Source organism: uncultured Oribacterium sp. (assembly GCF_902481605.1).
Taxonomy (GTDB): Bacteria; Bacillota; Clostridia; order Lachnospirales; family Lachnospiraceae; genus Oribacterium; species Oribacterium sinus.
Genome location: NZ_CABSXI010000065.1, coordinates 1 through 12,697, shown reverse-complemented (window position 1 = coordinate 12,697; position 12,697 = coordinate 1). Strand labels below are relative to the sequence as shown.

At 41.0% G+C, this 12,697-nt stretch carries 10 protein-coding genes; 4 read left to right on the top strand and 6 right to left on the bottom strand.

What is annotated here, in order from left to right:
• Positions 1–159: 159 nt before the first annotated feature.
• Positions 160–1,155, bottom strand: a complete 996-nt coding sequence (locus RDQ32_RS09315; protein WP_308580178.1) for a DUF3137 domain-containing protein — start codon at positions 1,153–1,155, stop codon at positions 160–162.
• Between the two features lie 212 nt (positions 1,156–1,367).
• On the opposite strand from RDQ32_RS09315, the gene RDQ32_RS09310 reads away from it, so the two are divergent.
• A complete protein-coding gene (locus tag RDQ32_RS09310) occupies positions 1,368–2,684 on the top strand; it encodes an ATP-binding protein (protein ID WP_308580177.1) in 1,317 nt (438 codons plus the stop codon).
• A gap of 201 nt (positions 2,685–2,885) precedes the next feature.
• On the opposite strand, the gene RDQ32_RS09305 is transcribed toward RDQ32_RS09310, so the two are convergent.
• Positions 2,886–4,097 (bottom strand): DUF819 domain-containing protein, encoded by a 1,212-nt coding sequence (locus RDQ32_RS09305; protein WP_007157775.1) that lies wholly within the window; start codon positions 4,095–4,097, stop codon positions 2,886–2,888.
• Positions 4,098–4,240: 143 nt separating this feature from the next.
• Positions 4,241–5,722 carry a C69 family dipeptidase gene (locus tag RDQ32_RS09300; protein ID WP_308580176.1) on the bottom strand — a complete coding sequence of 494 codons (1,482 nt, stop codon included), beginning with the start codon at positions 5,720–5,722 and terminating at the stop codon, positions 4,241–4,243.
• Positions 5,723–5,947: 225 nt separating this feature from the next.
• On the opposite strand from RDQ32_RS09300, the gene RDQ32_RS09295 reads away from it, so the two are divergent.
• From RDQ32_RS09295 to RDQ32_RS09285, 3 genes are all read left to right on the top strand, one after another.
• A complete protein-coding gene (locus RDQ32_RS09295; protein WP_308580174.1) occupies positions 5,948–6,334 on the top strand; it encodes a hypothetical protein in 387 nt (128 codons plus the stop codon).
• 238 nt (positions 6,335–6,572) lie between these two features.
• Complete coding sequence (locus RDQ32_RS09290) at positions 6,573–7,190, top strand: flavin reductase family protein (RefSeq protein WP_308580173.1); 618 nt, start codon at positions 6,573–6,575, stop codon at positions 7,188–7,190.
• The gene (locus tag RDQ32_RS09285) at positions 7,171–7,959 is read left to right on the top strand and encodes a hypothetical protein (protein WP_308580172.1); all 789 of its coding nucleotides are present in this window, start codon (positions 7,171–7,173) and stop codon (positions 7,957–7,959) included. The genes RDQ32_RS09290 and RDQ32_RS09285 overlap by 20 nt, the downstream gene beginning before the upstream one ends.
• A gap of 243 nt (positions 7,960–8,202) precedes the next feature.
• Here the strand turns inward: RDQ32_RS09285 and RDQ32_RS09280 are convergent, their stop codons facing one another.
• The 3 genes from RDQ32_RS09280 to RDQ32_RS09270 all read right to left on the bottom strand — a co-directional run.
• Positions 8,203–9,423 carry a polysaccharide deacetylase family protein gene (locus RDQ32_RS09280; RefSeq protein WP_308580170.1) on the bottom strand — a complete coding sequence of 407 codons (1,221 nt, stop codon included), beginning with the start codon at positions 9,421–9,423 and terminating at the stop codon, positions 8,203–8,205.
• 560 nt (positions 9,424–9,983) lie between these two features.
• On the bottom strand, positions 9,984–11,354 hold the full coding sequence (locus tag RDQ32_RS09275) for a hypothetical protein (RefSeq protein WP_308580169.1): 1,371 nt from the start codon (positions 11,352–11,354) through the stop codon (positions 9,984–9,986).
• A gap of 61 nt (positions 11,355–11,415) precedes the next feature.
• A partial coding sequence (locus RDQ32_RS09270) for a hypothetical protein (RefSeq protein ID WP_308580168.1) occupies positions 11,416–12,697 on the bottom strand: 1,282 nt, incomplete at its 5' end.

The window sequence follows — 12,697 nt, the reverse complement described above, 5'->3', positions numbered from 1 at the left end:
ATGGTATTAGCTTGATGCTGTCCTTGATATAGTACGGTGCTCTTGAAGGGAGCAGGAGGAAAGTTGCCCCAAAGAAATAAAGACCGATAAACCATCGCTATGCGGGTTTATCGGTCTTTTTGATAGAATTTATTTTATAGCGTACTCTCCATGCACTATTTACCCTTGGAATACCTTCGTAAAATTCAAAAGAAAATCAAGCTGCTTCCGAAGCTCCTTATATTCCTTCTCAATAGACAAGCTGTCTACTGCTTCACGAGTCTGAGGTGTGGGGAAGATGAAGTTATCAGTATATAAGGAGATATACAGCTTATTTCCCTCCAGATAGACACAAAGACCGTTTTGAGAAATGTGTTCGTCAAACCAGGTCAAGACTCTTGGGCTTAAGAACTTTCTTGCGGAAAGCTCATCACTGCAGTAGATGTTGAAGTTTTCGTTGTGCTGAATATCCTCCACATCGATCTTTTGCTCTCCGGGAAGGGCTCCGGGATAGGAATCCTGTACTTCTCTTTTTAGAACTAAAGACTTTTTGGTGGGAACAACCCGTAGCTGTCCATTAAAGTTTACGGGAAGCTGCATGGAAAAAACCTGTCCGATAAAATCTGTTACCCTAACGGTTTTGGTATATTCCTTTCCGTCTCTGGTCTCTGTTCTGGTTTCCATATGGGAAGAGTAGAGATTACACATGCGGGTGTCCTGCTCATCCCCTAAAGACAGGAAGAAGAAAGGCTCATATTTTTCTGATTTGGGCGTTACCTTTTTCATGGCATGCAGAGGCAGGCTTCCTCTTTGTCCAAGATTTGCTTTTGGGAAGATTTTCTGAAGAATAGGCTTTAGGAATTCCTCTGCATACAAATCATCGTTATTCTTGCCGCCTTCTGCAAAGTAGGCGTTTCTTTCCTCTTTTTTCGGACGATAGACAAAAAAATACAGGAGCCCTACAAGTATAATTCCGATTATCTTCCATACAATAATCAGTACAGCAGCAGCGATAGCAATAATGATAATAAAATTTTTCCATTTAATATTTTCCTGCATCTCCCCGCGAATCTTTGTGAGTCGTGCCTGTACCTCAGGGTCATTGGCCAGCTGTCGTACTCGCTCCTGCTCCTCCTGCCGGTTTGTTTCTAGGTAATTTTCTTGAAAATCTGCCATGCAATCCTCCTTTATAGCTTAAAATTCATCAGCAAACAAGAAAAAATACAACAGAACTATTTTACAACAGAGGGAGGAGACAAACAAGGGGCAGAAAAAGCAGAATAGGAAAAATAGAAAATAAAAAAGTTTGATTGATAAATACCCTAAACTTGAAAAAAACAAAAGTTTAGGGTATTCTTATTATCAAATTTGGCAAGGAGGTGTAAGAGGTGAGCGAGAATAGAAAATTAAAGGAACGTGATATTTACTTGAATAAATTGATTGCTTTTCAAGACACGGAGCCGGTGAAGGTTATCACGGGAATCAGAAGGTGTGGTAAGTCCAGTCTTTTAAAGTTGATGCAGGAACATCTCTTGCAATTGGGAGTAAAACAAGAGCAGATTATAGCAATCAATTTTGAATCCTTAGAATTTCAAGAAATGAGTTATAAGGATTTATATGCTTATGTGAAAAAAAAGATTTCGAAGAATCAAAGAACTTATTTGTTTTTTGATGAATTGCAAAGAATTCATCAATGGGAAAATGCGATTAATTCCTTTCGCGTAGATTTTAACTGCGATATTTATATTACAGGATCGAATTCCTATCTTTTGTCTTCGGAGTATTCCACCTACTTGGCCGGAAGATATATAGAAGTGAAAATGTATCCGTTGTCCTTTAAGGAATTCATAGACTTTCATGGTTATATTTTGAAAGACTATCAGACCCCTATTGGGGAAACAAAAAAACGTGCCTGGAAGGAAAATGGAGAAATCGCAGAAACAAGAGATTTACTTGATGCTTATATGCGCTATGGCGGAATGCCCGGAATTGCAGATTTTGGCTTGGAGCAAGATAGAGTGATGACTGTGCTGGACGGCATCTATTCAACGGTGGTGCTTCGAGACATCTTGGAACGGGAAAAAAGAAGAGGACAGCGGCAGATTACGGATGCGGAGCTTCTTAGAAAAATCATACTATTTTTAGCTGATAATATCGGCAACACTACATCCTTAAATTCCGTGAGCAATACTCTGGTATCGGAAAATTTGCTGGAAAATCGTGAGAGGCAGGGGAGGCCGGCAACCCAAACTATAGCAACTTATGTAAGCGCTTTAAAAGAATCCTTTATGTTCTACGAAGTCAAGCGATTTGATATTAAGGGGAAGGAGTATTTGAGAACTCTGGGGAAATATTACATCGTGGATATCGGATTAAGAAATTATCTCTTAGGTTTTCGGGATAGAGATAGGGGACATAGCTTGGAAAATATAGTGTATTTTGAATTATTGCGCCGAGGCTATGATGTTGCTATTGGGAAAATAGCTAGTTTGGAGCTTGATTTTGTTGCTACAAAGGCCAATGAAAAGCTTTATGTACAAGTTACAGAGAGCATGCTGGAGGAGACGGTAAGAAACAGAGAATTGAAGCCTTTACAGCAAATTCCCGATAATTATGGCAAAATGGTGATTACTTTAGACAAAGCATTGGATGAGGAATATGAGGGAATTCATGTTGTAAGCTTAATTGATTGGCTACTGAACTAGAAAAAGGGCCTACAAAAAATCAAGATATCCATAGTCTTCATGCTGTATAGGAGACAGTTTTGATTTTTTGCAAGCCTCTTTTTTCTTCTGTTTCTTCCGCTTTCTTTGTGTTTTGTTCTTCTGCTTTTTTGCGTTTTGTTCTTCTGCTTTTTTGTATTTTATGCAGAATGAGATTCTTTTACAAAGTCGGTAAAGTTTTGTTTAATGCAGAACCATTCCCACAAAGATGCCCAGATAATTTCCAATCACATAGCCCAGAGTTCCGATCAAAAGTCCCGGAATAATCAGCTCTGTCCAGCCCTTGGAAACCGCCATGGCCGCCGCTGTTGTGGGGCCGCCGATATTGGCATTGGAGGCAATGATGATTTCTTCGATGGAGAACTTGAAGATTTTTCCGAAAATCAGGGAAATAATCATATTTACCGCTACCATAATCAAAGCCAGAACCAAAAGCAATGGGGATTCTTTAATAATCAAAAGAATGGAGGCAGGGGCACCGATTACCGCAAAGAAGAGGTAAATCAGGAAGGTGCCGATTTCCTGAGAGCCCTTCACGGAAGACATTTGCTTCGGGAAGAAAGAGGCAATCATCATGGTAATGGTGGTAATCAGCAGGTATTTGTTCCCGAAGAAACCGCCCATAAACTGACTGAAGGCGTCTTTTCCGGAGAAGAAACCGCTGATGACTCCGGAGAGCTTGGTGGAAAGGGTGACAATGGTAAAGGCAATCCCTACCGCAAAGGCAATATCCTTTAGGGAAATGCTTTTTGCCCCCCAAAACTTCGCTGCCATGGTTTTGTTTTTATCCCGGTCCTCTTCGGATTGTGCCAAGAGGGCATCCTCATAGGGCTGCTTATACAGCTTTTTGATGATGGCCATGGAGGGCAGGGAAATGAGAACAAAAACATAAAGCGCCATCAAAAGATTATCTGCAACGATGGCAGCGGAAACGGTTTTTCCCGGGACAGCATACTGCTCGGACATGGCTACGAAGTTTACTGCGCCACCGGTATAGGTTCCTACGAACATAGGGATAATATCGTTGAGCTTGGGGATAGCATTTTTCAAGCTAAAGTAAGCGACAAAGCCCCCCAAGAGAGTTCCGGCACTACTCAGAAGATAGATAGCCAGCATTCTGCCGGATTCCTTCAAGATCTTTTTTACATTGGCATTGAAGAGAAGCAGGGGCACCGCCAGGGGAACCACATAGCTCCATACCGCATCATATACCGGTGATTCTGTAGGAATGATGTTCAGGTTTGCCAGTACCAAAGTAAAGATTGTGGCTAGGATACAGCCGGTAATCTTGTTGGCCCAGACATATTTTTGTTCCAGGTAGATAGAGATGGCCACGCTAAGGGACAGAATCGTCCATAGCGCCCAAGTATCTTCCGCGGAAATCAATGTTGTCATAAATATACCTCTTTCTATAATGGGGAATTCTTGTTATGGGGCATTGTGCTTTATTATAGGGCAGTGCCTTTTGCTTCGGGACACTGCCCTTTGGTGAAAAATGCTTTTGATTGACAGAGCGTTATGCCGCCTTTCACGGTGCTTTAAGCATCGGAGCGGGAATAGGAGTTTTTCATCACGCTGCTGGCTTCAAACAATACCTTATCTAAAAGATCGGCTGTTTCCTGCTTTGCGCAGCGGGCAATCTTTTCATTGCATTCTTCCAGCATTGCTCGAATTTCTTCCTGGCTTCTCTTTTTCTTTGCAATCTCCTTCTTGCACTCCAGAATCAGCTGATAGCACTTGGCCTGTACAGAGTTTTGATAACGCTCCACATGGAAACGGCTGATGGCGTAGGATGCATTTGCCAAAGCGCCGATTAAGCGGTTGTTCCAATAAAAGCTGTCGGTGCTGACTTCCTTCTTGGTGGTGCTGAAGTAAGCGGGAATCTTGCCAACGGAGGAGAAGAGGGGAATCAGGGCATTAAAGACATTGCTTCCGAAGGCAAGCCAGGTAATGCACTCCAAGTCCTTAATCTTTTCTTCTTTATTCTGATGGAGAGACAGGAAGCAGGTACGCTCGATACCGATGGGGCGGAACTGTCCCACATGACTCGTATCTCCGTATTTTCCGTAGCAATCATATTTGGTGCCTTGGAAATGAGAGGAGAGCACGTATTTTACATCCATGGGGCTGATCTTCTTTTCCGGTACCATGCTCCAGGGGATGTCATCGGAATCCGGGGTGAAGTCTGCATTTTCCCCTTCATAACGGAAACAATGGGGATTCAAGGTCTTCAGCATATACCAGGTTCTGGGAGTGTTATACACATGGTCCGCATCGGAGTGGCTGCCGAAGGCGTCTCTGGGATTGAACTCCTCCTCGTAGGAAAGATTCAAATGATGCTCTGCGATAAATTCCCTTAAATCCTTGGAACAGATATGGGATTCCTGCTTTCCGAAGGCATCCTTTAAATCAAAGGAGTCGATGCCCTGCTGGTTAGCCATCATCACATAGGAATCATCCGGAACTCTTTTGGCGATAAAATGATGTCCGCCGATGGTTTCCAGCCACCAAATCTCCTTGGTATCGGAGAAAGCGATTCCGTTCATCTCATAGGTGCCGTACTTTTCCAAAAGCTCTCCGAGACGAAGCACTCCTTCTCTTGCGGAATGAATATAGGGCAGCAGTAAGCTCACCATATCTTCTTCTCCGATGCCTCCGGGAATTTCCGTCCTGCCTTCCTTATGAAGCACTACCAAAGGATCCGCTGCCAGCACCAGCTCATTACTGGTAATGGTTTCCGTAGCGGAAACGGAGACATTGGCACTGTTGGTGCCGGCGCCTGCCCAGATACCGCTATCGTTTAAGGCATTGGGGAAGCAAATGTAATCCAGCGCCTTGTCCGGTAATGGAATCTCCACATGAGAAAGCACGGAACGGTATTTCTTGGGAGGATTTTTTCCGGAAACGGAAATCATTTTCTTCAGAGTATACTCTCCGGAACCGGAATCCATATTACGGGCGATCATGGTGGAACCGTCGTAGCTGGCATCCTTACCAACCAAAATTGTTGTACAAGACATAGCATATTCTCCTTTCAAATTTTTCTTTCTATTATATAATGCACAAATTCAGAAAGCAAACGATGGTTTTCCGCTTCTAAGGATGCTGTATCGGATTCGGCCTGTGCCTGTATTTAGTTCCTTTGTCTGTCGGGAGATCGCCTTTTTCTTGCCACCGAAAGTCGATTCATGGTATAAACAAAGGGTTGGAGAAGGATTGGAAAAGGACAGTATAAAGGAGGCACTATGGAAGAGCAGGGATATGAGAACAATAACGGCACTGTAGGCGGAGAGCAGCAGAGCGTAGAAAAACAGTACAGCAGAGATACTTTGGAAAGAAAGCCGGGCCCATGGGATATTTCCGAGGAAGACCTGCCTGAGGAGCTTAAGGTGGTACCGGCACTTCACTTCTTCCTCTATCAGGTGGTTTTTGCAATTCCTCTGGTAGGACTTATTGTGGTGGTTATTATGAGTCTCGGAGCTACGAAGAATAAGAATATTCGAAACTTTGCCAGAGCTCAGCTGATCGCCATTTTGGTGGGAATTGTTCTGACGGCCTTGTTCGGAGCGGCAATCCTCAGCTTTTTCCTGGCATTTGTGGGACCTTATTTGGATCACACACCCATGGTATAAAGAGGAATATAAATCTTATAAATTTAGCCATAGCTTTCCGGAATCGGGAGCTATGGCTTTTTTCTTAAGGAGTAGCTTCTGTGAGAACTGGGATGGTTTCTTCTGAATTGCCGGTGCGAGGGAAGCTCCTGCCTGCTTGGAAAGTGGAATCTGTTCGGAAATGAGAGCCCCCCTCACTTGCTTTTCTTCCTATAACTCGATACAATAAATTGTATTGTTTTGGAAGAAAGGAAGCTCTATGGCCAAGGAAATGTGGAAGCCCGGAAATATGCTGTATCCGGTGCCTCCTGTGCTGGTGACTTGTCAAAATAAAAAAGGGGAAAGCAACATGCTTACGGTGGCCTGGGCAGGAACGATTTGCTCCACACCGGCTATGCTCTCCATTTCCGTTCGAAAGGAGCGGTACTCCCATGCTATGTTGATGGAAACCGGAGAGTTTGTAGTAAATCTTCCTACGGAAGATTTGGTACGGGAAACGGATGAGGCCGGTGTACGTTCCGGAAGAGATATCAATAAGTGGGAAAAACTGCATTTGCATCAGGAAGAGGGGAAAATGCTTTCCGTTCCCATGATTTCAGAGTGCCCGGTAAATATGGAATGTAAAGTAAAGCAGGTATTGGAGCTGGGAAGTCACGACCTGTTTTTGGCGGAAATCCTGGCGGTTCATGTAGACTCTTCCCTATTGGATGAAAAGAAACGCTTGCAACTGGAAAAGGCAAAGCTTTTGGCTTATTCCCACGGACAATATTTCGGCCTTGGAAAAGTCTTGGGAAGTTTCGGATTTTCCGTGCGAAAAGGAGCAAAGAAAAAGACAGCAGGAACAGAAAGGAAAAAGCATGGCAGCAGAAGAAAATAAAGACATGGAAGAAGAGCTGGTGGGGCTTTCCGAAGACTTAGCCAGATGGAATGCCAGAAGATCCAAGGAGGAGCAGTACCATCTTATCGAAGAAGAATCCGAGAAGCTTAGGGCTAAAAATCAAGAAGAATTTTCTGAAGATAGAAGAGGACAGAACAAGGAAGGAATCACCGAGGCAGGACAGAAGAATACTTCTTCAGAGCAGGACGTAGATGGTCTGAAAAACGGAAGATGGACTACGGAAGAGCTTCATCGTTATCGCCGCGCAGGGGATAAGATTCCGGAATATACCGCAGGATATTTGCCCGGTGAAGAGAAGTTTATTCGCTTCATGATGTCCTATTATAAGAAGAAAATCTGGGGATTGGTTTTTATCTTTTGGTTTGCTCTAGGCCTTTTGGCATTTACTCAGTATTGGATGGGAAATAGCTTTTTTGCCATTTGCATGGTAATTCTTATGGTTCTTGTTCCATTTTTGCTGTTTTATCTTTATAAGGGGCAACTTCAGAATCTGTATCGGTCTTCCAATAAAAAGCTGAATTTACCGGTAAGCATCGCCTTCTATAAAAACTACTTTTTGATGAAGACGGAACGCAGCAGTATGGTTGTGTACTACGATGAGCTGAAAAACATCGTGGATATGGAGACGCTATATCTTTTGGACATCGGCGGCAATGCGCTGATTCCCGTAGACAAGGACAGCTGTAGCGAGTCCTGCAGGGACTTCCTGGAGGCAGTACGGAAGAACCTTCTTTTAGGAAGAAGATAATGTCAAAGGAAAAATGAAAATAAAGAGCTGAATAAAGGCTATTATTTGGCTTTTCAATACAAAATAACTTCGAAACAGGGGCACGCTCTCGCTAACCTCGCCTCGCAGGGGTTCTAAGCTTTTATAAGACAAAAGCCAAGAACCCGCGGGCTCAGATTACCCCTTATTCCGAAGTTATTTTGCTGAAAAGCCTTCTCATGTCTTTACTGATTCAGCTTTTTTTTTATTTCCTTTTTTCTTTGATTAGCCCTTCTTATGGAAGGAACCGTAGTTGTGTCCTGCCTGCAGGTCTACGCCTTTGGCTTTAGCCAGCTCGGATACGGTTACCAGCTGGAAGCCTCTTTCCTGTAAGGCGGGAATCAGTACTTCTGCCGCATCGGCACTTTGAGAATAGATGGAATGCATTAAGATGACATCTCCGTCCTTTACGTGCTGTAATACGGTGTTAATGGTACTCTTGGAGTTTCTGGTTTTCCAGTCCAGGGTATCAATGCTCCAAAGAATGGAGGGCTGTCCCTGGTTTTGTAAAGCGGCCTTCACGCTGGCGGAGGTAGCTCCGTAGGGAGGACGCACCAGAGAAACGGACTGGCCGGAAAGTTTTCTTAAAATCTCGGTGGTCTTTGCTAAAGACTGGGTTGCTCCTGCCTGAGAAAGCTTTGGAAGATTCTCATGCTTATAGCTGTGGTTACCGACTTCATGTCCTGCCTCTGCCACACGCTTTACTACGGAAGGATATTTTTCCGCCTGGGTTCCTACGAAGAAGAAGGTTCCTTTTCCGCCATACTTTTGGAAGGCGGCCAGAATACGATCTTCATATTTTCCGGGACCATCATCGAAGGTCAGGGCAACCATGGGTTTGGAAGCGTCCACATTGCTCTTGGAGACCTTGTGGCTCTGCTCCGGCTGTTCCTCTCTGGGACTTTCTCCCTTTGCAACCACAGTGACTAAAATACCGTCAATGTGCATTCCCACACCGATTTTTCCGCTATCTTCTCCGTTTTTCGCCCAATCCTGCCAGGTACCCAGTACAGCGGTTTTGTAGTACACGTCATACTGATCTTTCAGACTGCCGTTTAGGGAAACGCGAATACCCTCTAAAGGCATGTTCTGCCCTTCTCCTGCGACCTGCCCATTCTCATAGGTTTTACTCCAGCCGCTACCGGAAATGTTGACCTGATACTGAATGGTACCAGTGCTTCCCTCGGGCTGATGCTTTAAAAGGATTTTAACTGCGGTGGGATAATTTCCGGCTTTCATCTGCCGTTGGCTATCGTTACTGTAGCTTTGGAAGCCGGTATCCGCTCCGTACAAACTATAGTAGGACTTCAAATGATGCTCCTCCGCAAAGCTTTTTCTTACTCCGAATAAAGGGAGAAGGGCGAAAAAGCAAAGAAAGAGGAAAGAAAGAAGAGCTCCTTTCATAAAAGAAAGCTTTTGCGTATTGTTTCGATTCAGTATGTTCATCTTACCACTCCTCATAGAATTACAGGCTCCTATCCTTTCTTTAGTTCCTAGAATCCTTAGAACTACGAAAGGCTTTCAAAGCTTAGTTCTTATTACTCAACTTGTTCTCAAGAGATTGTAAACTCTTAAAAATATTAGAATAATTATAAATATGCCTAAATAAAATGTTATTGTGTAGTTCATATTTAATTCTTCCTCCTGTTTAAAATCACGTGCATTTCAGTTGTTATTATATGTTTATTTTATAAATATTTTTGCGATATTTCAATATTTTTATATATTAAATGAACCCCCATACCTTTTCACATAGGGGCTCTAAACAACAGTATTACTTTTCACTTTCTGTAGTCATAACATCATCAGGATTGACAAAGTGTGCCCAAAACGGATTTTTTAGCAATTAAACCGACAGATAACACAAGTACAGATAATATTATAATTCTTCTCTGCATTTACCATGCCTGCAATATTTGATTTAATTTCCATATTATTATCTCCTATCATTAGTGTCCAAACGCATAGATATCATACCCGTCTTTCTCTTTATCTACACCTCTACATTAATCTTTTCTTTTTAACGGTTCTTTCCCACTCAAATCTAAGGTAATACATTTAAAGTCAAAACCGTACTCTAAGCCTATAACTTCATAACATTTATATTCCATATTAAATATTTCAACTAATCTTTCACCGAAATTTTCTTCATTAATAGGATTGTTTTCATCATATCCCACCTCATTTGCAAACTCACCAAAATATCCGCCTTTTGAAAAATTTGTATTAAAATTCCTTATAGCGTCCTTTGTATAATTTACATCTACAGGCCTATGGCGAGTCAATATTTTATATGTTGGGTAAACAGCATAAGCTGTTCCCTCAATTAAATGCATATCCGTATCATATACAACTGTATATGTGGCACAAAGTTCGAAAATATCAGAAGTCGATTCTAAACGATAAAGCCTTCTAATAAATGTCAGTGTCGACAAATATTTCAGTGAAATATGATCTGTTACATCTCGATCATCCAAATATCCAATCATTACACCATATATACGCATGTTTAAATTCTTATACCTGCCATATACATTTACATTTCCAAACTTTATAAATGCTTTATACATTGTATAATACAATGAAATATCTCTACTATCACCCTTAACTGCCCGTATAATATATCTCTTATTGTCTCCGCTATGTGATTTTGCCATTATAAGATTATTATCAAATTGTTCTATACTTGAAAATGTTTGAAACAGCTGTATCATATTGTGGTAGTATCTTATATCTGTATCTCTCCGGTCTTCATCCACTATTTTATCTATACCCTCCACATAATCAACCGTATATTTGCTTAAAATTTCAAACGCTTTAATAATCTCTTCTACTTTTTCATTTTTTCTGTACAGCTTATCTCCAATATCAATGTATCTTTTATAACCAAATACTCCAAGGTCCCTATCAAAACAATAGTTTAATGCAGTATTCAATAATTCTGTGCCTTTATCTAAATCTTTTGTCAGGATTCCTGCTACTATAAGATATTCCATCCTTGTTTTCTTATCATCACCTAAATCATGCTCAAGAATATTTTCTATGACTTGCTTTTCACCTTGGTCATTATATATCTTTTCAAGCTCTCTAAGCCTTGACTCGCACTCAGTATCATTCTCAGAATAATAACCTGCTACCGACCAAATATCCCTTATATCACACTCTTTTGGAAGTTCGGATAAGTTTTCAAGCTCGTCTATATTGCGGTATACATTTCCATCCCAATTGTATCTTGCACCTCTCCATATTATTTGGTTTGCTATCACATTATAGTTGGAAGTAAATACTTCATACATACCGGTCAGCACATTGACTACGCATACAATCAGTATAAACCTAAGCAACCAATATATCCGCTTTTTATACTCTAATTTCATCTATGTCTCTCCTAACCGTAAAAACCAATCTATAAACACTATTGCTCTCGGACATTCCCTTTTAATCTTTCTTATGCAACGGTTCTCTTCCGGTAAAATCATTTACAATACTACCTATACCACTATTATATCCTATATACAAAACTCTACAAATTTTCTCTCCCATATCACAAAGTTCCTCTATCCTCTCACCGAAATTTTCAAGTGTTACCGGGTTGTTTTCATCGTAGCCTACATCATCTGCAAACTCTCCAAAATAACCGCCCTTTGAAAAATTTGTATTAAAATTTTTTATAGCTTCTATTGTATCTATATAGTGACTGTCAGGAGATGCAACTACATTGTATATATCAAAGTAACTATACACCGGAAGTACAGGATAAAATCCGTAGCTTAACCCCTCAAGCGTATGTATATCCGAATCATATACAATCACATAGGTACCACAAAGTCTAAAAATTGAAGATACAACTTTTAGGCTGACCAGCTTATCACCTAACATATAAGTTTCAGGACTTTTTAATGATAAATAATTCGCAATATCAAAATCATCCAGATCTCTAATTGATACATTCTTTATTATCATATTCAGATTCTTATACCTTCCGTATATACTGATATGTCCAAGATCTATAAATGATCTGTATTTTTTGTAGGATAATACAATATCATAATTTTCTTTTATAAATGCCCTGACGATATATTTCTTATTATCCATCCCGGGATATGATTTTGCCACTAAAAGATTATCGTCAAAATATGATAAGCTTGAGAATGTCTGAAATAGTTGTATCATACGATGATAGTATACCGTTTCAATTGCACTTTCATCCCCATCTTCTGATTTGGGCATCACAATTGCACGATCAATTGTATATTTACTTAAAGTTTCAAATGATTCAATAATTCTTTCAAGCTTCCCGTTCTTTTTATAGAACTTATTTCCGATATCAATATATCTTTTGTATCCAAGGAATCCATAGTCTCTGTCATAGCAATGTTCAAGAACATTATTAAGCAGTTCCGTGTCGTTACCAAGACTTCTTATTAGGCAACCGTCCACTATCAGGTATTCCATCATAGTCTTTTTATCATCTCCAACATCTTTAGACATGATATCCTCTACGATAGCCTTTTCTCCCCCTTCATCATATATACCTTTAAGTTCCTTCAGTCTTGTATCACACTCACTGTCATCCTTTGCATAATAACTTGCCACCGCCCAAATATCTTTTACATCACAATCTGTCGGTATATCCACCAAATACTTAAGCTTATCTATACTGTGATATCCGGTCTCAGTCTTATTGTATCTCTCGCCTTTCCATATGATTTGGTTTGCA